Raw genomic sequence first — 25,693 nt, 5'->3', positions numbered from 1 at the left:
TTGCAGAGGTAACTTGTGTGATCAAGGGCATTTCGAAGCGGACCATCATCGCCGGCTTGCTAGGTGTGACGGTGGCAATCAGCGCCGGAGTTGTTTGGTTCATTATTTATGGACCGGGGTCGTGGACTGACAACATATCCAATCGCGACCTCATTGATACGACGCCAGATGCTGGCCTGCCTAGAGAAGTGAACGGCCAATCCGCTAAACTCCTCTCGGCCTTCCATGGGCTTGACGCACTTCCACGCGTCTCAAATGTGATTTGCAGGGGGTCTGAGGGCAACACCGGAATGCCCGTGATCTTTTCTACTGAGATAGACATCGCGACTATGCAGGCCGGGGATTTTAAAGTCACAACGCGGTCAGGCGCATCGGGGAAGATGCACTGCGCGTCTGTTCTCCCAGCTACAGACCCTGGGGAGTTGCGCACGGTTCTTTTGATAGGGCAATTGGGACCCGCCGAAACCGACCCACCGGTTAGAGTTGACGTTGTCGGGCATTTGCAGTCGATCGACGGCATGCTTGATTTTCAGGGAGCTAGTGCATCGGTAATACCCTTAGAAGACGGACCATCGCTTGTTTTGGCCGAAGTCGTGGGGGACTGGACATTAGTCGGCACTTTGGGCCCGCGTCGCGTAAGGGGTAGCCTCTGCCCGACGGACGGTGTCGTTCAGGCGGTCCGTGTGACGTGGGAAGGGGGTGTGACGCTTAAGGATGGCAGCGAACCAGGTGAGGCAGAACGCGATCTATACACTATCACCGTCGAGGCACCCGATGGGACCCGTCGTGAAGTGAAGCCGCTCGCGTTGGCTAACCTGGGTGACGGGGACAACAATCACATGCTTTGCATGGACACGACAGATCGGCCTATCTCAGTGTCCTTTCCAGAAGGCGTGTTTACGGACCCGAACGATGATTTGAACCCAGCGACAAAGATTGACGTAACTCCGTATCGGTAAACATCCTGGCATGAGCACTCCGCAGACTTAGGGTATATGGATACATCGTCTCGTGCTGGTGCGTTATAAGGTAGAGCAGGTTTGATCGTTGGAAGCGGAATGGAAGGTCCGCTTTGGTTCAAAGTGGACCTTCGCTGTATCTGCGATTAATGTCTGCTTTGCGGATTCAGCTACCATCCATCAAACGCCTTACCTAAAGCGTCAAGACGGCCCAAGCAGCGACAATTGGCTTTCCCAAACTTAAGTATTTTTCACGCACATACGAAGGTGAACATCGAGACAGGCTATTGTGATAGTCTGACAACACCACCGGGTAAACTTAGGAGGAGAAAATGTCGGATGTTGAAAGTGTAAAGGCGCTCGACGCGTCCATCATTGAAGGAATAAATGCTAAAGACGCGGGTATGGCGACAGCGGCTTACGCCGAGGATGGAGCCCTAATGCCACCTGGTGCTCCTACAATGTCTGGCCATGCTGCCATTCGAGAGTATTGGCAGGCGGCAATTGACGGGGGCTTGGAGAACGTTTTGGCCAATCCGACAGCAGCTCATGTCAGTGGCGATTTTGCAGTTACGATGGGGACTCTCACAGGTTCAATGGGCGGGCAAGAACTTGCTGGGAAGTACGTTCTTTACTTTCGAAAAGGCAACGACGGCTGGAAGGTTCAGCGCGACATCTGGAACTTCGACGCATGACGCTCAGAGATTGCGGTTTGCCCCGTCTCTGATTGACAACGCAATCGCCAACTCACTGGAATCGCATCGCAATTCCAGATCAGTGAAGACAACTGATGTGAAGCGGGCGTGAGTAGCGGTGCTGTCAGGCAAATTCGAACCAATCTCAGCTAGACCAGTAAAACTGCCCTTTATGCCGAACCAAGTTCGCGCCACTCGGCGGGAGCGGAGGAACGCGTCAGCCTGAAGGTATCTCTGCTGGCAAGCGATCTTTCTTGGCTGAAGTGGTTGTAGACGGAAGAGTGGATGGAGGCGAATTTCTGCAGACTTCTCACGCGCCTGAAACGCTGCATGGCGCGTTCGCGTCGGCGAAACCGCAGGTGCGAATTCTCTACGCAGTTATTGAACCACCTGCCCGTCTGCTGTTCTTCGGAAGCACCAAGATCTAGGAGAGCGGGCCGATACGATGCGAAGCGATCCATGACAACGTTTTCCGCTTTTTTTGTGTGGCTTCATCAATTTCTTGAGGAATTTCAGTGCTGCAGCTTTGTTCCGGCGTTTAGTGACAACGGCTTCCAGCACTTCAACTTCGTGATCGACGGCACGCCAGAGATAGTGGCGTTTGCCATTCACCTTCACGAAAACCTAGTCCACGTGCCACCTCCACTTTGAAAAAATCTCGGAGTTGCTGAACCGGTTTTCTTCGGATCTCTCACGCAAACATCGGACCGAACCTGTTCCACCTTTATCGGACAGTTTAGTGGCTCACATCAGTGCCTCGCTCATGAAGCAGATCTTCGACATTGCGAAGCGAGAGTGGAAACCTGATGTACAGCATCACCGCCAGGCGGATGATCTCGGGGCTGGTTTAGAAGTATTTGAAGGAGGCAGGTTTAGTCATTCCTAAATGCTATGCAACCGCCCTGCTCCGCTCAAGCAAAGTTCTTGTGACAAGACCTTCTGGTTTACCGAAACCTATAGGGAGCCAATGTAAGTCAGGGGCTTGCGCCCCTCGTCGTGCAACAGCCAACACTTCGATCCTTCGAAAACCGCAACCGTCAGAGGTTTGCCATATCCCGCCCCGGTATCGATGTTCACACGGTTTCCATGGTGTTCTGGGCTGCCGACGTGGGAATGGCCGTGAACAACCAGCCACGGGTGGGGGTCCGGACAGTCCAGAAACTCGTCTCGGATCCAGATCAGGTCGTCGGGGTCCTGACGATGCAAGGGGATGCCGGGCTGTATGCCTGCATGGACGAACAGCACGTCGTTGTGCAGGTAGTAGGGCAACAGACCTGCCAGAAAATCGATATGGGGCTGCGGCACTGCGGCTTTGGCCTGGGCATGGACCTGATATGTTCGATCCCCTTCGCTGACCTCAACGCCGTAGGATTTTAACGTTTCAACCCCGCCTATCCGAGGATGCAGCCAATGATACCCGACCAATAGACGGGCGTCGTTTCGCGGGTAGTCCTCAAGAAACATTGCGCACATCTGATCGTGGTTGCCGCGCAGGAATGTCCAGTTTCTGCCTTCGGACTGTCCTTTCACCAATAGATCGAGAACCTGCCGACTGTGGGCGCCGCGATCCGTGTAGTCGCCGATAAAGACGATTTGCGCATCAGGCCCGCCGTCCTTTTCGATGCGGGCAAGCGCGTCCTCTAGCATGTGCGACTGACCGTGGATGTCACCAATGGCATAGATAGGTTCTGGCATTTTTTAGGCGCTCTTACTCAGACCAATGGATACAGAGCTCTTCCCGAAAGGCAAAACGCACCAGATGGGCTTCGATCACGCCTTTCCACTGCTCCAAGTCCCCGCGCGGGCCGGTCGCAGCGTTAATTGTCAGACTGTCGTCATTCGCTTCAAGGGTCACGCTGTCGCCATCCGCAAAGGCCACGCTTCCCTTCGTTTCGTCAAAAAACACCTCGGCCTTGTGCGACCAGTGTTTACACAGCTGCTGCAGATATTTGCTGGCCGCTGCGGTTTCCGTAACGCCCGAGGCGGTCTGATCCGGCAGCAGGCCCAGCCCGACTTCGGCGGCGTTGCGCATCGAAGTTGCAAATAGGGTCACGTCGATATTGGTGGCCATGAATGTGACCCCCAGATCCAGGCATTTGCGCTGCATCGCCGGATCAAGGGTCAGGATACCCGCCGCCTTGCCCGCCGCCACGATGCGGGCGAGCGCGACTAAAACGGCCGCGACCACATCGGGGTGACCGGCATTGCCGAGATGGCCCATATCGGCGGCCAGATCGGATGGGCCGATGAACACCCCATCCACATCGGTGGCCAGAATATCGTCCAACGCAGCCATACCTTTTTGGTTTTCGACCTGCACCAGCAGGCAAATCTGCTCGTCCGCCGTTTTCAGGTAGTCCGGGATGGCCGAAAACCGCGAGGCCCGCGCCAGTGCCGATCCCACGCCCCGCACGCCATGCGGTGGGTATTGCACAGCCCGAACCAACTCACGCGCGTGATCCCCGCTTTCGACCATGGGCACCAAGAGGTTCTGCACGCCCGCGTCCAAATACTGCTTGATCATCCAGGTTTCGCCTATCGGCAGGCGCGCGACCGGAGTGCTACCTGATCCTTCGATCACCTGCACCTGTTCGAGGATCGAGCGCAAATCATTCGGCGCGTGTTCACCGTCAACCAGCAGCCAGTCGAACTGCGCGGTTGCTGCGATCTCGGCCGTATAGGCGTTGGCCATCCCGATCCAGCAGCCGATCTGCGGCTGCCCCGCCTTGAGAGCGGCTTTGAACGTATTCTTTGGCGCAGGCATATGCGGCTTTCCTTTCAGGCGAAATTGATATCGACCGAGCCAAATGGCCCGAAATCGGCATGGATTTCAGTCCCAGTCGGGCACTCGACCGGGCGGATAAAGCTGCCGGACAGGATGATTTGACCGGGTTCGATGTATTGTCCGTATTGCGCCATGCGGCGGGCCAGCCAGACAACGCTTTCGACCGGATCGTTCAGAACGCCCGCGCCCAGGCCGGTTTCCTCGATTTCGCCATTGCGGAAGGTCAGCGCACCGACCCAGCGGAGATCAAAAGCATCCACGGCGTGCCGTTCCGCGCCCAGCACGATACCTGCATTAGCCGCATTGTCACTGATCGTGTCGAATACGGTGCGAGCTTTGCCGGACGCGGGATCCACACGTTGAATACGCGTATCGAGGATTTCAATGGAGGGCGCTACATAGTCTGTGGCAGCGATGATATCCTCGCGCGTGACGTTCTCGCCTCCAACGGCAGACTTCATCACAAAGGCGATCTCGGCTTCGATGCGCGGCTGGATGAAACGACCCGCCGGGACCGTTCCACCGTGTTCAAAGGCCATGTCGTCAAACAGGATGCCACTGTCCGGAATGTCGATGTTCAGCGCATATTGCATCGCTTTCGAGGTCAAACCGATCTTCCAGCCAATCACCTTGCGCCCCTCGGCTAGTTTCTGGCGATAGATGGCGTTTTGCACCTCGTAGGCGTCGTCCATGCCCATCTCGGGGTGGCGCAGTGTTAGCAGGCCAATCTGCTCTCCAGTCCGTTCCGCGCTCAGCAGATCAGCAGCTGCGTGGGCATGATCTTCGGGCGTCATTGCTGTTCGTCCTCAACTGTGTTGCGCAGCGTACCGATGCCCTCGACAGACACCTCAACCACGTCACCCGGAGCCAGGTATTTCGGAGGATCAAACCGCGCCCCTGCCCCGGTCGGCGTTCCGGTGACAATGATGTCGCCCAGCTGCAGGGTCATAAAGGTCGAGATGTATTCGATTTCGCGCCGGATCGGGAACATCATGCGGTTCAGGGTGTCGTCCTGACGCAATTCGCCGTTCACGTGGGTCTGAATACGCGCATCGTCCAGTTGCGCGGCGTCGGTGAACGGCACCAGCCACGGGCCGATAGCACCCGTATTATCCCAATTCTTGCCTTGCGTAACGTTGAACTTGGCGTGGCGCACCCAGTCACGGATCGTACCCTCATTACACAGCGTCAGGGCTGCGATATGGTCGTAGGCGTCCTCCTGGGAAATCCGACGTCCAGTCTTGCCGATGATAATCGCCACTTCGCCTTCGTAGTCCAATGTGTGGTTTTCCGGCGGACGGATCAGAGGGCGGTTGTGGCCGGTGAAGCCGCTTGCGAAACGTGGGAACAGTGACATGTATTTAGGCTGCGCGCTGCCGTCTTTGTATTCGGCGTTGCGATCTGGGAAGTTAACGCCGACGCACAGGATGCGGCGGACATCGGGCATCACCATCTCGTAGGTGAAATCCGTGTGGGTCACGTCCCTACTATTGGCGGCTGCTGCCAGTTGATCAAACGCTCCAGCAGCGATTACCTCATAAAGGCTCGCATGATCTGGGAAAGCATCATTCAACGCAATTGCGCCGACGTCCGTGATCGCACCAAAAAAAGTCTGCCCATCGGCAGAGAAGGTTGCGAATTTCATTTAAGTGTCTCCCAAACCTCACGAATAACGTCTGCTGCCATCAGCACATCGTCGCGTGTTGTATCGAATTGTCCGACCTGAAAACGAATTATCTTGCGACCATCAAACATGCCTTGGGTCAGATAAATCCGGCCGTCATCATTCAGCGCATCAACCAGACGCTGCTGCATCGCATCGTCACCCGGGCAACGGAAAGAGAACAGGCTGAGTATCGGCCCAGTCGTGATCACGAACCCCTCCATCGCGCCGATCTTCTCGGCCACCTCATTGGCCCACACGACGTGATTTCGGATTCGTGTGCGCAGACCGTCCAACCCGTAAGAGCGTAACAGGAACCAAATCTTCAGCGCGCGGAACCGACGTCCCAACGGAATCGTCCATTCCGAATAGTTCGTTACCTCGGCACCGGTGGTCTTGAGGTATTCAGGTTCGATCTTCAGCGTGTTGAGCTGCGGCCCGGCGTCATGCAGAAACTGGATGGCACAATCGAACTGAGCGCCCATCCATTTGTGTGGATTGAACACAATGCTGTCATAGCGATCAGCCCCGCCCCACAGGGCCTCTCGGAATTCGGGGCAGATCATTGCAGACCCGGCCCAAGCCGCGTCGAGATGGGTATAAAGGTCGTATTTCTGCGCGATGTCAGCCACAACCTCCAGATCATCACAGGCCCCAACGCCCGTGCCGCCGGTGATCGCAATGATCCCGGCTGGCACATGACCGACTTCGATTTCATCGCGGATAGCGGCCTCAAGCGCGACGACGTCAATCGCGTAGGTCGGTCCCTGTGTTGGCAGCTTGATCAAGTTATCCTGGCCGATTCCAGCAACCCAACAAGCACGGTCAATCGAGGAATGCACCTGGTCTGAGCAGTAGATCCGCAGCGCCCCTTTGGTGTTCAGCCCCTGGCGATTGCCTGTGTATCCAGTGGCGCGTTCGCGCATCGTCAGAACGGCAGACAAAGTCGCCGAAGACGCGCTGTCCTGAATGACACCGGTCATTCCATCCGGCAGACCTAGCGCTTGTCGCAGCCAGTCCACCATAACGCCTTCGACCTCAGTCGCTGCGGGTGCGGTTTGCCAGAGCATGCATTGCGCGGCGATGGTGGTCACCAACATCTCGGCCAGCATCGAAGGCGGGGCGGCATTCGCCGGGAAATACGCAAAGAACCGAGGGTGCTGCCAGTGAGTGATCCCGGGCATCACGATACGCTCAAAATCGGCCATGATGGCCTCCATCGGCTCACCAGATTCCGGGGGAGAAATTTCAAGCTGCGCGGCGATATCGCCTGGCGCGGCCTGCGCCCGAACAGGCCGATCCGCCAAAGTCTTGTGGTAGTCAGCAGCCCAGTTGGAGATTTGCTGCCCCCAGTGAGAAAATTCGTCCCAATTCATACACTAAGCCTCCTCAGAAGGGGAAATTCCGCCCATGCAGATGTACTTCAACTCCATAAAATCATCGAGGCCATATCGAGATCCCTCGCGTCCAAGACCCGACATTTTGACACCGCCGAACGGAGCCTCTGCCGTTGAGATCAGACCGGTGTTCACACCGACCATCCCGTACTCCAAAGCCTCGGATACGCGCCAGACACGCGCCACGTCGCGAGAATAGAAATACGAGGTCAAGCCGAATTCGGTATCATTGGAAGCGGCGACAACCTCGCTTTCGGTTTCGAATTTGAACAAGGGAGCGACGGGGCCAAAAGTTTCTTCGGTCGCCACCGCCATATCCGAGGTCACATCGGTCAGAATGGTGGGTTCAAAGAATGTACCACCGAGTGTGTGGGGTTTACCCCCAAGAGCGACTTTGGCCCCCTTCGAAGTCGCGTCACCGATATGTTCGGCGACCTTTTCCACGGCGGCTTGGTCGATCAGAGGGCCAAAGATGATACCTTCATCGAACCCATTGCCGGTCGGCAGTGTCGCAACTTTTTCAGCTAGCATTTCAGCGAAGGCGTCGTAGACCCCGGCCTGCACATAGATGCGGTTTGCACATACGCAGGTCTGTCCATTGTTGCGAAATTTCGCGATCACAGCGCCTTCGACGGCGGCGTCCAGATCAGCATCGTCGAATACAATGAACGGCGCATTGCCACCCAGCTCCAACCCTAGCTTCTTGATCGTCGGCGCGCATTGCGCATAAAGCATCGCGCCGATCTCAGTCGAGCCGGTGAAGGTCAGCTTTTGCACGATCGGGCTTGAGGTCATCTCTCCACCAATCTCCCGCGCCGAACCGGTAATGACCGAGAACAACCCTGCGGGCAGCCCCGCGCGTTCGGCGAGAACGGCCAGTGCGATGGCCGAGAACGGCGTTTGGCTGGCCGGTTTCAACACCATTGAGCAACCCGCAGCAAAAGCCGGGCCGGCCTTACGGGTGATCATGGCGTTGGGAAAGTTCCAAGGTGTAATCGCGGCGACAACGCCGATGGGTTGCTTGACAGTAATGATCCGCTTGTCCGGCGCATGGCCGGGTGTGACATCGCCGTATGCCCGGCGGGCCTCTTCGGCGAACCACTCGATGAAGCTGGCGCCATAGGCGATCTCGCCCTTCGCTTCGGCCAAAGGCTTACCCTGTTCGGCGGTTAGAATGGCACCCAGATCATCCTGGTTTTCCATCATCAGATCATACCAGCGACGTAAGATTTGGCTGCGCTCTTTCGCGGTACGTTTGGCCCAGTCTTTCTGCGCGCGCTGCGCATCGGCAATCGCCTCGACCGTCTCGGCAGCACCCAGATTGGGCACACGCCCGATCACCTCACCCGTCGCCGGGTTTACCACTTCGATCGCGCGCTCATCGTCTGAGGCATCAACCCATCTGGACCCGACCCGCGCCCTTTCGGCAAGCAGACTGGGATCGCTAAGACGCAGTTCAGTCATTCGAATTTCCCTGTGTTTCCGGTTTTAGACCGAGAAGCTGACATTGGCCTGCCCGGTCCCGGAGCTACCGAAATAAGGGGTGTAGATGTCGATCTTGCCTTTATAGCTGCCCCATCCAAGGGCGCCGAACAGCAAGGCAGTATCGTTCATGGCGCACTCACCCGCGCATTTCTTGGCGTAGTCGGGCAGAAGTTCGAGGAACTCTTCGAAGCGGCCCTGTTCCCAAAGGTCCAGAACGCGCATGTCCATTTGGCGATTGAATTCGCCGTTTACCGAATTCAGACCGTCGACCGAGCGTTCATTGGGGGTGAAGTCGTGACTCAACGATCCCGAGGCCAGGATCGAGACGTTCCGGTCCGAGCGTCGGATGCCTTCGGCAATGGCTTCACCCCAGACCCTATTTTCAGCGATGGACGAGAATTGATTGACCGCCACGGGCAAAACCCGCGCATTCACGCCTTCATTGATGAAGTGCATCGGCAGCAAGGTGCCGTATTCCATTCCCATATCGGGATGCGAATGCCCCAAGGCCCGTTCGCCACGTTCACGCAGAACGTCAAGGATGGTTTCCCCAAGCTCGTGATCGCCGCGATAGTCAAACTCCATATCCGCCAACATGTGCGGCAGTTCATGACTGATGAAACGGCCCTTATGGTGCTCCTTCGTGTTCAGGTGGAACCCCTGATTGGTGATCCAGTGCGTGTCAAAAATGACAAATGTATCGACTTTGCGGTCGATCGCATCCTGACGAAGACGCGCATAGCCGTCGATGGCAGGTTGGCGGATGCCTTTGTATTTCGGCATCGTGTGGGACATCCAGATGCTTGGCACATGCGTTATCTTCGCGGCCTGTACAATCTTTCCCATGGCAGTTCCTCCTCGCCTTTGTAACGCCTGGCAACTGAAGTTGAAGCTACCTGACATCGTTCGGTCCTGCAGTAAGCGGAAAGTGCCGGACCAGTTTTGTGCGCGTTTTGTCTATCCTAGCTTTGTCCCCGCCTAATGGGGACAGTGCCGCTACTTTACTTCCCCAATTGCATGATCTTGTGTTGACCGGTTGCAAAGCCAATGTGCTTTTGTTCCATATAAAACTCGAACGACCAGTCGCCGCCGTCGCGCCCGATTCCGGACGCTTTGACGCCACCAAAGGGCGTCGGCAGGTGGCGTACGTTTTCCGAGTTCACCCAGATCATTCCGGCTTCAAGCTTGTCGGTAAAGCGCAGCGCCCGCGTCAGGTCGTTGGTCCAGACATAGCCGGTCAGACCATAAGGCGTGTCATTGGCCATCTGCAGTGCTTCTTCTTCGGTCGAGAACGGGATCGAGGTCAGGACAGGACCAAAGATCTCCTCGCGCGCGATGCGCATTTGGTTGGTGGCATTGGTGAAGAGGGTCGGACGGATGAAGTACCCTTCGTCGCCCAGCTTGATACCACCGGCTGCGACTGTCGCGCCGTCCTCTTTGGCGATGTCGAAATAACTGGTCACCTTGTTGTAGTGCTCTTCCGTCACCAGCGGACCGATTTCGGTTGCCGGATCCAGAGGGTGGCCAACCTTGATGTTGTTCACACGTTCGATCAGCTTGGCCTCGAAATCTTCCTTGATGCTGTCCTGCACCAGCAAGCGCGAGGACGAGGTACAGCGCTCGCCGTTGATTGAATAGATCATGAAGATCACGGCATCCAAAGCGCGGTCCAGTTCGGCATCGTCGAACACGATGACCGGGTTCTTGCCGCCGAGCTCCAGGTGCATCCGCTTCAGCGTGTCCGCGCCCTGTTTTGTGATGATGCTACCTGTGCGGCTTTCGCCAACAAAGGCGATGGCCTTGATCAGCGGGTGCTCGGTCAGCGCCTTGCCCGCGTCGGGGCCAAAGCCGTTCACAGTGTTCAGTACACCTTTGGGCAATCCGGCCTCTTCGGCGATTTCGACTAGCAAGCGGGCTGACAGGGGCGAATCCTCGGCGGGTTTGTGAACCACGGTGCAGCCTGCAGCCAGAGCGGGCGCGATCTTCCAGGTCGACAGCATGAACGGCGTGTTCCACGGGGTGATCACGCCAACCGGACCAATCGGCACGCGGGTGGTGACATTCATCAGGGTCGGCGATTTCAGATGTTGACCGTCGCGCGCCTGCACAACCTGATCTGCAAAATAGCGAAAGTTCTCGGCTCCGCGCAGAGCCGCCTTGGACATAAATCGCAGGGTCTGACCCGTGTCCCAGCATTCGCACAGCGCGATTTCCTCGGCACGTGCTTCGATGGCATCGGCCACGTTAAGCAAAATGCGGCGGCGTTCGGTGGCAGGCATGTCGCGCCAGTCGGCAAAGGCGGCATGGGCTGCTTTGGCCGCGGCGTCGATGTCATCTGCTGTACCGTGTGCAACATAGCATATCACAGACTTGTCGACTGGCGAGGTAGACTGAAATACGCCAGCGGAACCAGCAACATCCTCGCCAGCGATACGATTTTTGATACCCGTCTGTTTGAACCGCGCTAGAAAGCCCGCAAGTTTCTCGATGTTTGTGTCCAGTACGCTCATGGGTCAGGTCTCCTGCGTGGTGGCGCCAAGGTGATCGCGGATCGTACCAGTCTTGGGCGAAAGCTTCGGGTCGATGTCGCGCATCTCAAGCGAGAGCGCGATCGAATGATGTTCGAAGGCAGGTGCAAGATACGCTTTGACCGCCTCAAAAATACGCTGCGTGGCATCCTGTTTTACGTCGTCGGACCGACCGGCGCGCAGGCGGATCGAGATATCGATAAAGCCATGCGCCGGATTACCGTCTGCAATTGCAAAATGATCGACCCGCACAGCGCGGACACGAATTCCCGGCATCGGAAAGGTATCAATCTCAGCAGCCCTTGCTCGGATGCACTCACACAAGCCATCCATGTCGACCTTGTCCTCTAGGTTCCCGGAATACTCGACTTGAAAATGCGGCATGTGCCCTCCCTTATTGGTTAACATGTTTACTTTTTTACAATCATGCTGTCAAGAACTTGCCTTGTTAATCTTTGCAATTTCGGAATCGGCAATTTAGAAAGCCGCATGACCACGCAAAGCCATACAAAAAGTACCGCCCGATCTCTTCCGATTGCGCTGTTGCGCGCACGGGAAACCGTCATGGCACCGATCCGGGACATGCTTCATGACATTCAGCTCACCGAACAGAAGTGGCGCATCCTGAGGGTTTTGGACGAGCTGGGCGAGGTTGAGCAAAGCGCAATTGCCCACGAGGCCTGCCTGCTTCTGCCCAGTCTCACTCGCATTCTGCGCACCATGGAGACCGATGGCCAGATCACCCGTCGCCAGGACAAACAAGACAAGCGCCGCACCATGGTTCGGATCACCGATGCCGGCCGCGCGGTTCTGGAAGACAACCTTGCCACGTCGCTGGCGATCTCAAACAATATCGAGTCGCAGATGGGCCGCGAGAAGCTGAACCAACTGCTGGACCTGCTTGAAGAGTTGCAGGCGGTTAAAGTCTGACCCCGCCCTAGGGCGGGCGAGGTCACGTAAGTGTTGGTTAAAGAGACGCCAGACCGGTATCCAGCGCAGACAGGATCTTGGCCACGTCCTCTGATGTGATGATCAGCGGCGGCGACAGGATGATATTGTTGCCGGACACACGCACCATCACACCATCTTCATAAGCCGCTTTCTGAACCTGCAGCGGCAGGTGTTTCGCGATGGGTGCCTTGGTCGAGCGATCCGAGACCAGTTCCAGCGCACACATCAGCCCTTCGCCGCCGCGCACATCTCCGATCACGTCGTATTTCTCGGCCAGTTTTTGCAGCCCGGCAAACAGCTCATCCCCGCGCGAGGCGGCGTTTTCCCAGACGCGCAGGCGCTTGATCTCGGACAGCGCTGCCAGCGCCGCTGCAGCCCCAACCGGGTGACCGGAATAGGTATAGCCCTGATCTACGGATGCTTTGCCGGTGGTGTCACTTTCAAACACCTCGGCAACAGCACCCGAAATCATCGCCGCCCCAAACGGGAAGTAACCATTGGTGATGGCTTTGGCCGTCGTCATGATGTCGGGCTGCACCCCCCAATGCCGTGCGCCGCTTTCGCTGCCGGTACGCCCAAAAGCGGTGATGATCTCGTCCGAGATCAGCAGAATGCCATGTTTCGAGCAGACCTCCCGAACCATCGGCATGAAACTCTTATGCGGAGGGATTACGCCCCCTGCCCCAAGGACCGGTTCCATGATGAAAGCCGCAACCGTGTTCGCGCCCTGGAATGCAATCTCGGCCTCAAGCGCTTTGACGCAAAGCTGCGCCAGACGCTCAGGGTCGGTCTCGTCGAACGGGTTGCGATAGGTCCATGGCGCGGGCACATGGAAACAGCCCGGCATCATCGGCTCATAGGCCGCGCGGAACTTCTGATTGCCGTTGACCGAAGCGGCGGCGAAATGGGTGCCGTGATAGCCCTGTTTCAGGCTGATGAACTTTGTGCGCCCGCCCTCGCCGCGCACCTTGTGGTACTGCCGCGCCATTTTCAGCGCGATCTCAACCGAATCCGAGCCGCCCGAGGTAAAGAAAGCGCGGGTCAGGCCGTCGGGCTCAAAAAACTGCGCCAATTCATAAGACAGCTCGATTGCCTTGTCGTTGCTGGTGCCACGGAAGGTCGAATAATAGGGCAGCGCATTCAGCTGATCGGCGATGGCCTGCTTAACCGGATCGCAGGAATAGCCCAGATTGACGTTCCAAAGCCCCCCGACCGCGTCCAGCGCCTTGTGACCATCGACATCGATAATACTGACACCCTCGCCGCCGTTCAGAATCGTGGGCGGATTCTTCTGACTATCGGCGGGATGCGCCATCGGGTGCCAGAAGTAACGCGCGTTGTTTTCTTTGAGAAAGTTCGAGTCTTTCATTTCTCTGGTCTCCGGGTTTTTCGCCCACCCGCTCACGGGTGGAATTCGGTTGGGAAAGTGTCGGGAAGTTGACCGCCAAAACTTGCGGTCAGGTCAGTTGAGAGGGCGTGCAGGGCGGTCAGGATTTCCGGCAGCCGGTCGTCTCCGGCGCGGCCTTCGGGAACGGCAATCGCAATGGTTCCCAGCGCCACTTGATCAATGCCGAAGATGGGCGCCGCATAGCCATAGACGCCATCTTCATAGCTTCCACTGCTATTCGCCCAACCGGCCTGGCTGATTGCCGCGACCCGCTCTTTGATCTTGGCCGGGTCGGTCAGCGTGGCGTCCGTGTATCGTACTTGTTCTTTCTGACCGATACGGTCCAGCAAGAAGGATGGCCCAAAGCTGAGCATACAAAGACCTGATGCTGTCGCATTGATCGGAAGAATCTCGCTGGGGTCGAGGCTGACGCGCACGCTGTGACGGTTCGTTTCGACCACCAGCGCTGTTTGAAGCCACTCTTTTTCAAGCAGCGAAAGATGCAGGCTTTCACCAACGTCCTGCATCGCGACGTGCATTCTCTGACGGGCACTCTCGATGCCGGGACGGGCGATCTGGCGCAACGCGGCCAGGCGCAAAGCGGCAGGTCCGACCGCATAGGATTTGGTCATGGGGTTCTGCTCGATCAACCCGTATTCCTCAAGCGCCCGCAGGTGGCGCAGCGCTGTGGCTTTGTTCAATCCAGACAGACGCGCAAACTGACTCAACCCAATTTCTGGCCGAGCGTTTGAAAAGTAGTTGAGCATTTTCAGGGCGTTCAGGGCAGTACCCATGCGATTCACATCCTCCTGTTAAGGTAATACTTGACAGAACAAGCTTAACAAAGCAACATTATTATTGTTAACGCGGATCAAATAATGAACCACTGACGGGAGGTGTCAATGAAGAAAGTTCTAACAGCCGCCGCTTTTGTTGCTTCTGCAACCGCCGCACTGGCCGAGTATCCAGAGAAACCGGTTTCCTTTGTCGTTCCATGGCCTCCGGGTGACTTGGAAGACGTCCTCACACGGATGATCGCTGACGAATTTCAGGCTATGTATGGTGTTCCTGCCGCCGTCGTGAACAAACCCGGTGGCGGCGGTGGTCCGTTCCCCGGAGCGGTGGAAGTTGCGACCGCTCCGGCAGATGGCTACACCGTTGGCTCGTTCGTCATAGGCGTGCCGGTCATCGGCCCAGACATTGGCATTCCCGAGCTAAACCCCAACCCATTCGAACCGATTGGCATTTTTCTGACCTATCCCTTCGTCATTGCCTCCAGCAAGGATGCCCCCTTCTCGACATGGGAAGAACTGGTGGAACATGGGAAAGAAAACGATGTTGCGCTTGGCCACTTCGGCTCGGTTCTGCCGCCCACACAAGTCACCTTCGCGGCCGCAGTCAGCAGTGGCTTTGACTTCGCCAGTGAAGCCGCCTTCGACGCGCTGGACTGCAACACCCTGGCTTCGGGCGACGTGGACGTGATCAATACGACGCTTCAACTTGTTCTCCCCTGTCTGGACCAAGTGAATGTTCTAGCCAGCATCGGTGGCGAACGGATCTCTTTGGTCCCGGATACGCCCACGGTTACCGAGCTGCACCCCGAACTGCCTTTGGCGCTGTGGAATGGTCTGTTCGTCCACAAGGACACTCCGGCCGAAGCACGCGAAAAGATCACTGCCGCTGCACAGAAAGCGCTGGAATCTGACAAGGCCAAGCAACTTGCCGAAGAAACCGGAGCACTGATCTACTGGCAGGATCCGGATGCCTCGAATGCACAGATCGAACAGGACAAAGCCTCGTTCTCAAAAATCGAAGAGATTCTAGGCGAATAACGAGAAACTGGCCCGGCGTATTGCAATACTGTCGGGCCTTTTTCTTTCCAGCAGGAGGCCAAAATGATCGCAAAGACATTGCAAGACATGTTCAAACGATACCGCCGGCCCGGCGATGTTGTTTTTGCTTTGGCCTTCCTGGTATTTTCAGTTTTTCTGCTGAGCCAACTGGGAACACAGACCGAGGTTGTCAAACGCACCAAGTGGTTTGCGCAACCAAGCTTCTGGCCAATGGTCTCGCTCTGGGCAATGGCCGCCTTTGCTTTTCTGCACTGGCTCAGCTCCGCCTTATCAGACCGCATTCCGGGTCGCTGGCCCGAAGTCGCGTTCTGGCTGCGGTCCCTTGAATACGTCGCCTATTTTCTGATCTACGTCGCCGTTGTCCCGCTTCTTGGATACCTGCCTTCGACCGTTCTGTTCGCGGTATTCCTTGCAGTCCGAACCGGGTTCCGGAGCGCTGGGGCAATTGGCCTTGCGGCGGTTTTCGGTGTGGCGGTTACCATTATTTTCCGAGCCTTCCTGCAAGTGAAAATCCCGGCCGGTGCCGCCTATGAATACCTGCCCGATTCCGTGCGCGCCTTTGCGCTGACTTATCTCTGAGGTTCGCCAATGGAAACGCTTCTGTCCGGTCTTTCGATCCTGACACAATGGCAGGTGATCGTTGCCCTTCTGATTGGCTCGATCGGTGGGGTCATCATTGGCGCGCTGCCCGGTGTTGGCGCTGCGGTTGCCATCGCCATCCTTTTGCCTGCCACCTTCGCGTTTGAACCCATTGTCGGCCTGACGCTGTTATTGGGGATCTATGGCTCGTCCATGTATGGAGGTGCCATCCCCGCTATTCTGATCAACACGCCTGGTACGGCGGTGAACGCGCTGACCACCTATGACGGCTATCCCATGACCAAACGCGGTCAGGGGCATCGTGCTCTGTCACTGGCCTATTCCGCGTCGTTCTTCGGCGGTGTCTTTGCCATCATCTGCCTGATTATCCTATCGCCAGTTCTTGCATTGATCGCCCCCCATTTCGGCAGCCGAGAGATATTTCTGGCCGCCCTTCTGGGGATCATTCTGGTGATCCTCGCCCACCGCGGCCAGATTTTTGCCGCCGGTATGTTGGCCGCTTTCGGGATTTTCCTAAACACTGTCGGGCTTGAGCCAGTCAAATATTCCCGCCGCTTTACCTTTGACCAAAGCTGGTTGGCGTCTGGCGTCGATCTTATCGTGGTCGTTCTGGGCCTGTTTGCCATCAGTCAAGCCCTGCTTTTGCTGCTTGAAAAGAACCACGCACCGGGCGAAACGCATGTCAGTGGCAACATCTTCGCCGGCCTCAAGGAACTGCTGGGCATCAAGCGCGTCGCAACCGTGTCCTCGAGCATCGGGGTCTTCATGGGTATGGTGCCGGGTACGGGTGAGTTCACCTCACAATTCCTATCCTACACCTATGCACAGAAAACCTCGAAAGACCCCGGCAAATTTGGCGATGGCTCGCCAGAAGGGCTGGTGGCGTCTGAAGCCGCCAACAACGCAGTGCCCGGCGCGGCCATGATCCCACTTTTGGCGCTGGGTATCCCGGGCGAAGCGCTGACCGCAATGATGCTGTCGGTGTTCTACGTGCATAATGTCATCCCCGGCCCACAGCTGTTTGAGAACCAGATGGATTTTGTGATGGCGCTCTATATGGCGCTGATCCTGCTGAACGTCATCGTTCTGGTTTTCCTACTGTTCTCGACCAACCTGCTGCTGAAGATCATCCAGATACCCACACGGTTTCTGGGCATTATGATCCTGATCCTAGCCTTCGTCGGCGTCTACAGTTTACGCAACTCGATCACTGACTGCGCCATTGCGGCTGGGTTTGGTGTGTTCGGCCTGATCCTCAAACGGCTGGACCTGCCGATTGTGCCGATCATTCTGGGCATGGTTCTGGGCGGTATCATGGAGGTCAAACTGCGCAGCGCCATGGCGCGGGTCAAATCACCGCTTGATTTCGTCGACCGCCCGATTGCGGCGATCCTGACGGCGCTGATCGTACTGATCCTACTGCTGCATTTCCGCGCGCTGTACTACGAGTTCCGCAACAAGCTGAAACCCGAGCCGAACGCGCAACCGGTCGACTCCGATCATCCCAATCAGCAAGGGTAACTCTGCCATGAACCAGTCCGATATTGACGCCCTTCGCTCTCAGATTCTGTCCCCCCGATCTCACTTCATCGGCGGGCGCTGGGTCGCCGCTTCGGAAGGTGGACATCGGGAGGTGCTATCGCCTGTCGATGGCGCGGTGCTGACCCAGATTGCCGAAGGCATCCCGGCAGATATGGAGGCCGCTATAGGCGCTGCGCGGGCGACTTTCGAAGATGGGCGCTGGTCACACAGGTCCCCTGCCGAGCGCAAGAAGGTCCTGCTGAAGCTGGCCGACCTGATCGAAAAACACGCGCTTGAACTGGCGGTTCTGGGTGCGCGCGACAACGGCACCGAAATCACCATGGCCATGAAGGCCGAGCCGATGTCGGCAGCTGGCACATTCCGCTACTACGCCGAGGCGATTGACAAAGTCTACGGGCAGATCGCGCCAACGGCAGAAAACGTACTGGGCTTGATCCATCACGCACCGGTTGGTGTCGTCGGAGCGATTGTGCCGTGGAACATGCCGCTGATGATCGGCAGCTGGAAACTGGCCCCGGCGCTGGCTACCGGCAACTCGGTCGTGTTGAAACCCGCTGAAAGCGCATCCTTGTCGCTGCTTAAACTGGCCGAACTGGCCGCCGAGGCCGGAATACCCGACGGCGTTTTGAACGTCGTCACCGGGTCAGGCCGGGTTGTGGGCGAAACGCTGGCGCTGTCGATGGATGTGGACATCATGGTGTTCACAGGTTCGGGGGCCACAGGCCGACGACTGCTGGAATATTCGGCGCGGTCGAACATGAAACGCTGCTATCTGGAACTGGGCGGCAAGTCCCCCAACATCGTCTTCAACGACGCCCCGGACCTGAGCGAGGCCGCCAAAGTGTCCGCAGGTGGTATCTTCCGCAACGCTGGCCAGATCTGCATCGCCGGATCGCGCTTGTTGGTCCAAGAGGACATCCACGACGACTTTGTTGCTGAACTCGTCAAACATGCCGAAGCGATGCGGGTCGGCAATCCGCTTGATCTGGGCACACAAATCGGCGCGGTCCATTCGCTTCCCGAGTTGGAATCCAATCTGGACTTCGTAGCCAAAGCCGAGGCCGAAGGCGCCGAGCGTCGCACTGGCGGCGGGCGCATCCTTGAGGAAACCGGCGGCTACTATATGGCCCCGACCGTTATGACCGGGGTCAAATCCACCGACAATCTGTTCCAGAACGAGGTGTTTGGCCCGGTTTTGGCCGTGACCCCATTCAAGGACGAGGACGAAGCGATCAGGCTGGCCAACGACTCAGTCTATGGTCTCTCCTCGGGCGTGTGGACATCGAACCTTAGCCGCGCGCATCGCATGATCGCTGGCATCCGTGCTGGCGTCGTGCATGTGAACACCTATGGCGGCTCTGACTTGACCGTGCCGCTGGGTGGTGTGCGCCAGTCGGGCAATGGGCACGACAAATCCCTGCATGCGTTCGAGAAATATCTCGACCTTAAAACCGCCTGGATAAAACTCTGACCAAAGGTCTTCTGAATGACACTTCCTGCGAAATCCGCCGAGCTTGTTGAACGCCGGACCAAGCTGCTGGGCCCGAATGTCTCGACCTTTTATGACGAGCCGCTTCATATCGTGAAGGGCGAAGGGGTCTGGCTTTGGGATGCAGATGGGCGCAAATACCTGGATTGCTACAACAACGTCCCGCATGTCGGCCATTGCAACCCCCGCGTGGTCGAGGCGATCTGCCGCCAGGCGTCAACGCTCAACACCCATACTCGTTATTTGCACGACGGCATTCTTGACTATGTTGAGAAGCTAACGGGCACGATGGATGCCTCGCTAGACACCGCCATCCTGACCTGCACCGGGTCCGAGGCCAATGACATCGCCCTGCGCATGGCCGAAGGCATGACCGGCAAACGCGGTATCATTGCTACGGATGCAACCTATCACGGCAACACTTCTCTGGTCAGTCAGTTGAGCAAATCGAACGTGCCGACCGTTGGCTTTGGTCTGGATCAGTATTTCCGGTTTGTGGAGGCACCAGATAGCTATCGCAACCCGGACCCGGACGGCAGCAAGTTTGCCGATGCTGTGGCCGAACAGATTGCTGAGCATGAAAAATCCGGCATCGGCTTTGCCGCTTTGGTCCTCTGCCCCTATTTCCTGAACGAAGGCTTCCCCGACCATCCCAACGGCTGGCTGAAACCCGTGGCCGAAGTGGTGCGCAAGGCCGGTGGCCTACTGATATGTGATGAGGTGCAATCGGGCTTTGGCCGCACAGGCACCCATATGTGGGCGCATCAGAAGATGGGCGTGGTACCGGACATCATGACCATGGGCAAACCCATGGCCAACGGTCATCCGGTGGGCGGTGTCGTAACGCGCAACGAAATCCTTGCCACGTTCCGCAAGGGCTATCGGTACTTCAACACGTTCGGTGGCAACCCGGTGTCCTGCGCCGCGGCCATGGCGGTATTGGAAGAGATTGAGGACAAAAACCTTGTCATCAACGCCAAATCCGTGGGCGATCACGCCCGCGCGCGCATGACAGCTTTGCAGCAGAAGTACGAGTTCATCGGCGATGTGCGCGGCTCGGGCTTGATCTTTGGGGCCGAGATGGTGCTGGATCGTCAAACCAAGGAACCGGCCAGCGAATTCACCGATCGGGTCATCAACGCGATGCGGCACCGGGGGGTCATCCATTCAAAACTCGGCCGCCATAAGAACACGCTCAAGATCCGTCCACCGATGCCGTTCTCAAAAGAGAATGCCGATCTGCTGTTTGACACATTGGACGAGGTTTTGGCCGAAACCCCGCTGACCCTATGACCCCGGTTGTCGAGCAAGCCCTGACCATTTGGGGCATGGACGGTGCTAAATGGTCGCTGGTCGCGGCCCGCGAAAACCATGTCTACCGGGTTCAGATCGGCGCGAAAAGCTATGCCCTGCGCCTGCACCGCAAAGGCTTGCATTCGGATACCGCCTTGAGGTCCGAGCTGCAGTGGATCGCCGAGCTGGGCGCAAAGAGCGTCGGTGTACCCACACCGGTACCGGCCACGGATGGCCGCTACCTACAACTGCTGGACGGGATCCAGGTCGATATGCTTGACTGGTTGCCCGGTCGCCCGCTGGGATCGACCGAAACCGGGATCGACCATAGTGATCGTACCGGGCTGTTTCGGGCCCTCGGGCATGAGATGGCGAAGCTGCACGAAGTCAGCGATGCCTGGACGCGTCCCGATGACTTTGAGCGCTGGTCCTGGGACCGCGCGGGACTTCTGGGCGATGCCCCATTGTGGGATCGGTTCTGGGAAAACCCCACGCTTTCTGGCGAGGATCGTGCCCTGTTCACTGCGTTCCGCGAGAAAGCTAACAATCACTTGCTGCAGATCGAAAACCAACTGGACTACGGCCTGATCCACGCCGATCTGGTACGTGAAAACGTGATGGTCCGAGGCGACAAGCTCTGGCTGATTGATTTCGACGATGCCGGGTTCGGGCTCCGTCTGTTCGATATCGCCACGACACTGCTGAAAAACCTGCGCGAGCCGGACTACGAAGCCCTGCAAGCGGCCCTGCTAGAGGGATACTGGTCGGAACGTGCGCTAGACACCGAGCATCTTGATCTGTTCATGGCCCTGCGCGCGGTGACCTACGTCGGTTGGATTTCATCCCGCATGGGCGAAGATGGATCAGAGGCACGAAACATGCGGTTCAAAGATACCGCCCGCGAGTTGCTGACGCGCTACCTCGGATAAACCGCACGCACAGGAGGAAACCATGACCAATAAAACGATCCTGCTGATTGGAACATACGACACCAAAGACCCCGAGATGCGGTTCATCGAAGACGCCGTAAGGGCGCAGGGAGCAGATGTGCTGACAATGGACGTGTCCGTTCTTGGCGATCCTGAAACACCGACCGATATCTCGAAACATGACGTCGCAGCTGCGGAAGGCAGAACCATCGACGAGGTGATTGCGCTGGGGGATGAGAACCGGGCCTTTCGCGTCATGTCCTCCGGGGCTGCCAAGGTAGTGGCAAAAGCCTATGCCGAAGGCCGCTTTGACGGGATGCTGGCCACTGGAGGAACTATGGGCACCGACCTTGCGCTGGATTGTGCACAGGCCCTGCCCATGGGTGTCCCGAAATACATCGTTTCAACAGTCAGTTTCTCACCGCTAATCCCCCCACATCGGTTGGCCCCGGACATACAGATGATCCTGTGGGCCGGTGGGTTGTACGGTATGAACTCGATCTGCAGGTCTTCGTTGGCACAGGCCGCGGGGGCCGTGGTCGGTGCTGCCAAAGCCGCCATCGCGCCGGATCGGAGCAAACCGCTGATTGGAATGACCAGCCTTGGATCGTCCTGCCTGCGTTACATGAAAACCCTTAAACCAGCGCTGGAAGAGCGCGGTTTTGAGGTTGCTGTATTCCACTCGACAGGCATGGGTGGCATGGCCTTTGAAAAACTGGCCGCCGAGAAGGCCTTTGTCTGCGTGATGGATTTCTGCATGCAGGAGTTTGGCAATCTGCTGGCCGGTTCCGTGGTTTCAAGCGGAGAGGATCGCGTTACCAATGCCGGGCGCGTTGGCACGCCGCAGATGGTTGCACCGGGCGCTCTGGACCTGCTGGATTTCGCGGGCTGGCAAGAGATCCCGGACCAATATGCAGATCGCCCGTTTCACGAACATAACCGCCTGATCAAAAGCTCGGTCTTCAATGGCGAGGAACGCCGCGCCTGGATCAGGGAACTTGCAAACCGGCTGGAAGCAGCAACCGGGCCGGTTCATTTCTTTCTGCCGGTGCAAGGCGTTGAAGCATGGGACAAGGAAGGCGAAGAGGCACATGACCCCGCAGCCCTTGCTGACATGGTCGACGAAGCCCGAAAGGCCATGCCCGGTCGGGTGCCGTTGACCGAGCTGGACGCCCATATCAACGACGCCGCATTTTGCAATGCCGTTCTGGCCAAGTTTGACGAGTGGGTTGAAAACGGGATTGTCAGCCGTGGCTAGCCGGCTTCCCACTGAGTGCCAGAGTGTTCGTGAAGCTAATCGCACATGGCTTCGAGGGTAAACAAGTTGCTCCACAAGGGAGTTTCCACCGCCACTTAAACCACACTTTTTCGCAGAAGGCGGCTAAGATATAGCGCCCGGACAAGCGGGCGTAGCAGACAGCCCGAGAAACGACCGAAACCGTGTTGTTGTCGTCCAGCACAACAACTGTGATCCCTTGCGCGGCAAGATCCAGCGCGGCGGTCAATCCAACCAGCCCGCCCCCGACGATCACGACGGGATGGCGAACCGCCTAGCCGGATTTCTGTTCCTCTCACTGCTCATAAGGAAACTCGGGAAAATCTTAGGTGTTCAGCATCACTTTTTCCCCAACTCTTTGGCATGAAGCCAATCCGCATGCTGAGGTGCCTTCTTGGCACGCGACCACTCTTCGAGCATGTCCCATTTCACCGCATCCAGCCGTTTGATCATTTCCGCTTCCTCTGGGTCAGGACAGGCCAATTCCACGCGATGGCCATTGGGATCAAAGAAATAGATCGAATGGAAAATCGAGTGATCGGTGACGCCAAGCACGTCGATACCGTTAGCTTCAAGGTGGTCCTTAAATTCGATCAGCGTATCACGGTCTTTGACCTTGAACGCGATGTGTTGGACCCATTTCGGAGTATTCGGGTCACGCCCCATTTCAGGCTTGGTCGGCAGTTCAAAGAACGCCAGCACGTTTCCGTTTCCGGCATCCAGAAACAGGTGCATGTAGGGATCAGGTTCATGCGTCGAAGGAACATGATCTTCGGCGATAGCCAGAACAAACTCCATATTCAGCATCTTGATGTAGAACTCGACAGTTTCCTTCGCGTCTTTGCAGCGATATGCGACGTGATGAATTTGGTCGAGCTTGAGATTCTGAGCGTTCATTGAAACCTCCTTCGGATTCATTGCGTTTGCAATGATTATCCAAGCCCGCCTTGAAGTAATTTGATCCAAATCAAATCGTTTCATTTGCAACGAATTATAATGTTGGCAGAAGAGGCGATCCTATGAACCTTGAGACTTATTTCCCTTATCAGCTTGCATCGACCGCCGAGGCGTTTTCTCGCCAGCTTGTTCAGGTCTATGGTCGAACCTACGGCCTCTCGCGAGAGGAATGGCGTCTGTTGTTTCTATTGGCCAGCGCGGGTCAGTCGAACTCGCTCCAACTGGCGCAGCGCACCACGTTGGACAAAGTTCAGGTAAGCCGTGCTGCGACCAGGTTAGAGAAAAAGGGCCTGATTGGCCGCGCCGTCGCGGACAGTGACCGGAGGCTGCGCCAATACTCCTGTACCGAGGCTGGCAAGTCCCTATTCAACGAAGTTTTTCCAGCCGTGCAGAACTGTGCTGACTCGATTTTGGAACGCATGAGCGATGAGGACATAGACAAGCTTAAGGATGGACTTCGCGCCCTTGAAAAGGCTGTGGCTGACTATGGGCAGAGTCGCGAGAACGAAAACAGTTAATGAGGGCTGTTGTCCGGATGGGCGTTCTGAAAGGCCGGGATCTGATCCAAGCTGTCCTTGATCCGAGAAATCTTGGGCAGGTCAGCCAATTCAACACCCCATCTTTGCGCGTTGTAAAGCTGAGGCATCAGGCAAACATCGGCAAGCGTTATACGGTCACCGTAGGAAAACGGACCGCCCTGCACCATGTCTTCGTAAGCCGACAGACCTTCGCCGATAAAATGCTGCATCCAGCCTTCGTTCGAAATCTGGTTCCCTGAGTGTTCGACGGCCCATTTCACTACTCGAAGGTTACAAACCGGATGGATATCCATTGCCACAGCATAAGACAAGGCACGCACCTCGGCGCGATCCACAGGATCCGAGAGCAAAAGGCCGAGGCCTCTGGTTTCGTCAATATACTCGATCTGCGCTAGCGACTGGGTGAACCTATTCCCGTCTATTTCCAACACCGGCACCAGACCCTGAGGGTTTCTGGACAGATGCGCGTCTGACAGCTGCTCAGCTTCCAGCAGGTTCACGATGACAGTTTCCCAGCTTTCCCCGGCAAGGCCTAGCGCGATCCGCACGCGATAACTGGCTGAAGATCGCCAATAGTCATAAAGTTTAATCATTTATTCTTCCGAAAGCAGATCGAGGGCGGCATTCAGCGCTTCCTCAGACTCACCAAGTTTGGTTTCCAGGCTGGATTGAAACGACAGTGCAATAGGAACCAATTGGCTGAGAAGATCCGCGCCTTTTTCCGTAAGGTCGAGTTTGACAAGTCGTCTGTCGGCAGGATCCTCAACCTTGGTGATCAGTCCGCGGGATTCGAGCCGTGCGGCCGCCCGGCTGACCTTTGACTTCTCTAGACTGACCCGCTTTTCGATGTCCCGAACCGACGGGTTTTCGGCATATCCGACATTCACAAGAACGCGCCATTCCGGGTTCGAAACGCCAAACTCATGTTTGTACTGCTGCGCCATTTCTGCGCTCAGTCGCGCGGCCAGCACCGTAAGCCGGTATGGCAAGAACCCTTCCAAATCGAACTCAGGCAAGTTTTTGGTGCTCATGCAGGGATTTCCTTTCGGCGTTATTGAATTCAGATTTTCATTGCACCTGCAACAAAAATATTGACAACGTTGCAAATGCAACAAATATTTACTGTGAACCCAAAATCTTCTCGAATCGAGTGATAAGGAGATCCAGATGAATGCACTCGTTAAACATAGCGGATTGACCGTTGCAGAAGATGGGAACGCCATTTCAAAGGGTTACATGCCCGGTTGGGCCAATGATTTTGAGACCGAGGCTTTGCCTGGCGCGCTACCGCAGGGCATGAACAGCCCTCAGCGCTGCAACTATGGCCTCTATGGCGAACAGCTCAGCGGCACGGCCTTCACCGCC

At 56.9% G+C, this 25,693-nt stretch carries 27 protein-coding genes and 1 pseudogene; 12 read left to right on the top strand and 16 right to left on the bottom strand.

Going from position 1 to position 25,693, the window contains the following annotated elements:
* Positions 1-518: 518 nt before the first annotated feature.
* A complete protein-coding gene (locus ACR0C3_RS02400; RefSeq protein ID WP_480756965.1) occupies positions 519-959 on the top strand; it encodes a hypothetical protein in 441 nt (146 codons plus the stop codon).
* A gap of 332 nt (positions 960-1,291) precedes the next feature.
* Positions 1,292-1,654 (top strand): nuclear transport factor 2 family protein, encoded by a 363-nt coding sequence (locus ACR0C3_RS02395; protein WP_170718326.1) that lies wholly within the window; start codon positions 1,292-1,294, stop codon positions 1,652-1,654.
* 170 nt (positions 1,655-1,824) lie between these two features.
* On the opposite strand, the pseudogene ACR0C3_RS02390 reads toward ACR0C3_RS02395, so the two are convergent.
* The 10 genes and pseudogenes from ACR0C3_RS02390 to ACR0C3_RS02345 form a co-directional block, all read right to left on the bottom strand.
* Positions 1,825-2,489: pseudogene (locus ACR0C3_RS02390) on the bottom strand (IS6 family transposase).
* A gap of 119 nt (positions 2,490-2,608) precedes the next feature.
* On the bottom strand, positions 2,609-3,349 hold the full coding sequence (locus ACR0C3_RS02385) for a metallophosphoesterase family protein (RefSeq protein ID WP_480756964.1): 741 nt from the start codon (positions 3,347-3,349) through the stop codon (positions 2,609-2,611).
* A gap of 13 nt (positions 3,350-3,362) precedes the next feature.
* Positions 3,363-4,418: an aldolase/citrate lyase family protein gene (locus tag ACR0C3_RS02380; RefSeq protein WP_480756963.1), complete on the bottom strand. Its 1,056-nt coding sequence runs from the start codon at positions 4,416-4,418 to the stop codon at positions 3,363-3,365.
* A 14-nt stretch (positions 4,419-4,432) separates the two neighbouring features.
* Positions 4,433-5,233 (bottom strand): 2-oxo-hept-4-ene-1,7-dioate hydratase, encoded by an 801-nt coding sequence (gene hpaH, locus ACR0C3_RS02375; RefSeq protein ID WP_480756962.1) that lies wholly within the window; start codon positions 5,231-5,233, stop codon positions 4,433-4,435.
* The gene (locus tag ACR0C3_RS02370) at positions 5,230-6,084 is read right to left on the bottom strand and encodes a fumarylacetoacetate hydrolase family protein (protein WP_480756961.1); all 855 of its coding nucleotides are present in this window, start codon (positions 6,082-6,084) and stop codon (positions 5,230-5,232) included. The genes hpaH and ACR0C3_RS02370 overlap by 4 nt, the downstream gene beginning before the upstream one ends.
* Positions 6,081-7,478: a pyridoxal phosphate-dependent decarboxylase family protein gene (locus tag ACR0C3_RS02365; RefSeq protein ID WP_480756960.1), complete on the bottom strand. Its 1,398-nt coding sequence runs from the start codon at positions 7,476-7,478 to the stop codon at positions 6,081-6,083. Before ACR0C3_RS02365 ends, ACR0C3_RS02370 begins: the two co-directional genes overlap by 4 nt.
* Positions 7,479-7,481: 3 nt before the next feature.
* Entirely contained in the window at positions 7,482-8,963 is a 1,482-nt protein-coding gene (locus tag ACR0C3_RS02360) for an NAD-dependent succinate-semialdehyde dehydrogenase (protein WP_480756959.1), read from the bottom strand.
* A 24-nt stretch (positions 8,964-8,987) separates the two neighbouring features.
* Positions 8,988-9,830: a 3,4-dihydroxyphenylacetate 2,3-dioxygenase gene (gene hpaD, locus ACR0C3_RS02355; RefSeq protein ID WP_170380896.1), complete on the bottom strand. Its 843-nt coding sequence runs from the start codon at positions 9,828-9,830 to the stop codon at positions 8,988-8,990.
* A 155-nt stretch (positions 9,831-9,985) separates the two neighbouring features.
* Positions 9,986-11,494: a 5-carboxymethyl-2-hydroxymuconate semialdehyde dehydrogenase gene (gene hpaE, locus ACR0C3_RS02350; RefSeq protein ID WP_480756958.1), complete on the bottom strand. Its 1,509-nt coding sequence runs from the start codon at positions 11,492-11,494 to the stop codon at positions 9,986-9,988.
* 3 nt (positions 11,495-11,497) lie between these two features.
* A complete protein-coding gene (locus tag ACR0C3_RS02345) occupies positions 11,498-11,896 on the bottom strand; it encodes a 5-carboxymethyl-2-hydroxymuconate Delta-isomerase (RefSeq protein WP_480756957.1) in 399 nt (132 codons plus the stop codon).
* A 105-nt stretch (positions 11,897-12,001) separates the two neighbouring features.
* Here ACR0C3_RS02345 and hpaR point away from each other — a divergent pair, with 105 nt between their 5' ends.
* A complete protein-coding gene (hpaR, locus tag ACR0C3_RS02340; protein ID WP_170556492.1) occupies positions 12,002-12,442 on the top strand; it encodes a homoprotocatechuate degradation operon regulator HpaR in 441 nt (146 codons plus the stop codon).
* A gap of 37 nt (positions 12,443-12,479) precedes the next feature.
* On the opposite strand, the gene ACR0C3_RS02335 is transcribed toward hpaR, so the two are convergent.
* The gene (locus ACR0C3_RS02335) at positions 12,480-13,832 is read right to left on the bottom strand and encodes an aminotransferase class III-fold pyridoxal phosphate-dependent enzyme (protein ID WP_480756956.1); all 1,353 of its coding nucleotides are present in this window, start codon (positions 13,830-13,832) and stop codon (positions 12,480-12,482) included.
* A 32-nt stretch (positions 13,833-13,864) separates the two neighbouring features.
* Positions 13,865-14,644, bottom strand: a complete 780-nt coding sequence (locus tag ACR0C3_RS02330) for an IclR family transcriptional regulator (RefSeq protein ID WP_480756954.1) — start codon at positions 14,642-14,644, stop codon at positions 13,865-13,867.
* A 108-nt stretch (positions 14,645-14,752) separates the two neighbouring features.
* On the opposite strand from ACR0C3_RS02330, the gene ACR0C3_RS02325 reads away from it, so the two are divergent.
* The 7 genes from ACR0C3_RS02325 to ACR0C3_RS02295 all read left to right on the top strand — a co-directional run bounded on the left by ACR0C3_RS02325 (position 14,753) and on the right by ACR0C3_RS02295 (position 22,814).
* Positions 14,753-15,682, top strand: a complete 930-nt coding sequence (locus tag ACR0C3_RS02325; protein ID WP_480756953.1) for a tripartite tricarboxylate transporter substrate binding protein — start codon at positions 14,753-14,755, stop codon at positions 15,680-15,682.
* A 63-nt stretch (positions 15,683-15,745) separates the two neighbouring features.
* Positions 15,746-16,282 (top strand): tripartite tricarboxylate transporter TctB family protein, encoded by a 537-nt coding sequence (locus tag ACR0C3_RS02320; RefSeq protein ID WP_480756951.1) that lies wholly within the window; start codon positions 15,746-15,748, stop codon positions 16,280-16,282.
* 9 nt (positions 16,283-16,291) lie between these two features.
* A complete protein-coding gene (locus ACR0C3_RS02315; RefSeq protein WP_480756950.1) occupies positions 16,292-17,824 on the top strand; it encodes a tripartite tricarboxylate transporter permease in 1,533 nt (510 codons plus the stop codon).
* A 7-nt stretch (positions 17,825-17,831) separates the two neighbouring features.
* Entirely contained in the window at positions 17,832-19,316 is a 1,485-nt protein-coding gene (locus ACR0C3_RS02310) for an aldehyde dehydrogenase (RefSeq protein WP_480756948.1), read from the top strand.
* Between the two features lie 15 nt (positions 19,317-19,331).
* The gene (locus ACR0C3_RS02305; protein ID WP_480756946.1) at positions 19,332-20,627 is read left to right on the top strand and encodes an aspartate aminotransferase family protein; all 1,296 of its coding nucleotides are present in this window, start codon (positions 19,332-19,334) and stop codon (positions 20,625-20,627) included.
* Positions 20,624-21,556 (top strand): phosphotransferase enzyme family protein, encoded by a 933-nt coding sequence (locus ACR0C3_RS02300; RefSeq protein WP_480528029.1) that lies wholly within the window; start codon positions 20,624-20,626, stop codon positions 21,554-21,556. Before ACR0C3_RS02305 ends, ACR0C3_RS02300 begins: the two co-directional genes overlap by 4 nt.
* Positions 21,557-21,578: 22 nt before the next feature.
* A complete protein-coding gene (locus tag ACR0C3_RS02295; RefSeq protein ID WP_480528031.1) occupies positions 21,579-22,814 on the top strand; it encodes a Tm-1-like ATP-binding domain-containing protein in 1,236 nt (411 codons plus the stop codon).
* Here ACR0C3_RS02295 and ACR0C3_RS02290 read toward each other — a convergent pair.
* Entirely contained in the window at positions 22,801-23,088 is a 288-nt protein-coding gene (locus ACR0C3_RS02290; RefSeq protein WP_480756943.1) for an FAD-dependent oxidoreductase, read from the bottom strand. The genes ACR0C3_RS02295 and ACR0C3_RS02290 overlap by 14 nt on opposite strands.
* 83 nt (positions 23,089-23,171) lie before the next feature.
* A complete protein-coding gene (locus tag ACR0C3_RS02285; RefSeq protein WP_480756941.1) occupies positions 23,172-23,729 on the bottom strand; it encodes a VOC family protein in 558 nt (185 codons plus the stop codon).
* A gap of 122 nt (positions 23,730-23,851) precedes the next feature.
* Here ACR0C3_RS02285 and ACR0C3_RS02280 point away from each other — a divergent pair, with 122 nt between their 5' ends.
* Positions 23,852-24,307 (top strand): MarR family transcriptional regulator, encoded by a 456-nt coding sequence (locus tag ACR0C3_RS02280; protein WP_170642267.1) that lies wholly within the window; start codon positions 23,852-23,854, stop codon positions 24,305-24,307.
* Here the strand turns inward: ACR0C3_RS02280 and maiA are convergent.
* Both maiA and ACR0C3_RS02270 read right to left on the bottom strand, forming a co-directional pair.
* Complete coding sequence (gene maiA, locus ACR0C3_RS02275; RefSeq protein ID WP_480756939.1) at positions 24,304-24,921, bottom strand: maleylacetoacetate isomerase; 618 nt, start codon at positions 24,919-24,921, stop codon at positions 24,304-24,306. The two genes, ACR0C3_RS02280 and maiA, sit on opposite strands and share 4 nt — an antisense overlap.
* Positions 24,922-25,359, bottom strand: a complete 438-nt coding sequence (locus ACR0C3_RS02270; RefSeq protein WP_170380928.1) for a MarR family winged helix-turn-helix transcriptional regulator — start codon at positions 25,357-25,359, stop codon at positions 24,922-24,924. It abuts the gene before it with no gap.
* 136 nt (positions 25,360-25,495) lie between these two features.
* Between ACR0C3_RS02270 and ACR0C3_RS02265 the strand changes: the two genes are divergently transcribed.
* Positions 25,496-25,693 (top strand): homogentisate 1,2-dioxygenase (locus ACR0C3_RS02265; RefSeq protein WP_480756937.1); only part of this gene is annotated, 198 nt, incomplete at its 3' end.

This window comes from Ruegeria sp. CK3 (assembly GCF_056536565.1).
This window is presented reverse-complemented; position numbering and strand designations above follow the sequence as displayed.

Bases quoted from the DNA above. Each gene is read 5' to 3' on its own strand.
- ACR0C3_RS02345 (WP_480756957.1), bottom strand. From the start codon at position 11,896: ATGCCGCATTTTCAAGTCGAGTATTCCGGGAACCTAGAGGACAAGGTC.
- ACR0C3_RS02380 (WP_480756963.1), bottom strand. From the start codon at position 4,418: ATGCCTGCGCCAAAGAATACGTTCAAAGCCGCTCTCAAGGCGGGGCAG.
- hpaD (WP_170380896.1), bottom strand. From the start codon at position 9,830: ATGGGAAAGATTGTACAGGCCGCGAAGATAACGCATGTGCCAAGCATC.
- ACR0C3_RS02305 (WP_480756946.1), top strand. From the start codon at position 19,332: ATGACACTTCCTGCGAAATCCGCCGAGCTTGTTGAACGCCGGACCAAG.
- ACR0C3_RS02285 (WP_480756941.1), bottom strand. From the start codon at position 23,729: ATGAACGCTCAGAATCTCAAGCTCGACCAAATTCATCACGTCGCATAT.
- ACR0C3_RS02385 (WP_480756964.1), bottom strand. From the start codon at position 3,349: ATGCCAGAACCTATCTATGCCATTGGTGACATCCACGGTCAGTCGCAC.
- hpaH (WP_480756962.1), bottom strand. From the start codon at position 5,233: ATGACGCCCGAAGATCATGCCCACGCAGCTGCTGATCTGCTGAGCGCG.
- ACR0C3_RS02335 (WP_480756956.1), bottom strand. From the start codon at position 13,832: ATGAAAGACTCGAACTTTCTCAAAGAAAACAACGCGCGTTACTTCTGG.
- hpaE (WP_480756958.1), bottom strand. From the start codon at position 11,494: ATGAGCGTACTGGACACAAACATCGAGAAACTTGCGGGCTTTCTAGCG.
- ACR0C3_RS02330 (WP_480756954.1), bottom strand. From the start codon at position 14,644: ATGGGTACTGCCCTGAACGCCCTGAAAATGCTCAACTACTTTTCAAAC.
- ACR0C3_RS02365 (WP_480756960.1), bottom strand. From the start codon at position 7,478: ATGAATTGGGACGAATTTTCTCACTGGGGGCAGCAAATCTCCAACTGG.
- ACR0C3_RS02280 (WP_170642267.1), top strand. From the start codon at position 23,852: ATGAACCTTGAGACTTATTTCCCTTATCAGCTTGCATCGACCGCCGAG.
- ACR0C3_RS02310 (WP_480756948.1), top strand. From the start codon at position 17,832: ATGAACCAGTCCGATATTGACGCCCTTCGCTCTCAGATTCTGTCCCCC.
- ACR0C3_RS02320 (WP_480756951.1), top strand. From the start codon at position 15,746: ATGATCGCAAAGACATTGCAAGACATGTTCAAACGATACCGCCGGCCC.
- hpaR (WP_170556492.1), top strand. From the start codon at position 12,002: ATGACCACGCAAAGCCATACAAAAAGTACCGCCCGATCTCTTCCGATT.
- ACR0C3_RS02295 (WP_480528031.1), top strand. From the start codon at position 21,579: ATGACCAATAAAACGATCCTGCTGATTGGAACATACGACACCAAAGAC.
- ACR0C3_RS02370 (WP_480756961.1), bottom strand. From the start codon at position 6,084: ATGAAATTCGCAACCTTCTCTGCCGATGGGCAGACTTTTTTTGGTGCG.
- ACR0C3_RS02270 (WP_170380928.1), bottom strand. From the start codon at position 25,359: ATGAGCACCAAAAACTTGCCTGAGTTCGATTTGGAAGGGTTCTTGCCA.
- ACR0C3_RS02315 (WP_480756950.1), top strand. From the start codon at position 16,292: ATGGAAACGCTTCTGTCCGGTCTTTCGATCCTGACACAATGGCAGGTG.
- ACR0C3_RS02360 (WP_480756959.1), bottom strand. From the start codon at position 8,963: ATGACTGAACTGCGTCTTAGCGATCCCAGTCTGCTTGCCGAAAGGGCG.
- ACR0C3_RS02300 (WP_480528029.1), top strand. From the start codon at position 20,624: ATGACCCCGGTTGTCGAGCAAGCCCTGACCATTTGGGGCATGGACGGT.
- ACR0C3_RS02395 (WP_170718326.1), top strand. From the start codon at position 1,292: ATGTCGGATGTTGAAAGTGTAAAGGCGCTCGACGCGTCCATCATTGAA.
- ACR0C3_RS02325 (WP_480756953.1), top strand. From the start codon at position 14,753: ATGAAGAAAGTTCTAACAGCCGCCGCTTTTGTTGCTTCTGCAACCGCC.
- maiA (WP_480756939.1), bottom strand. From the start codon at position 24,921: ATGATTAAACTTTATGACTATTGGCGATCTTCAGCCAGTTATCGCGTG.
- ACR0C3_RS02400 (WP_480756965.1), top strand. From the start codon at position 519: ATGCTTGATTTTCAGGGAGCTAGTGCATCGGTAATACCCTTAGAAGAC.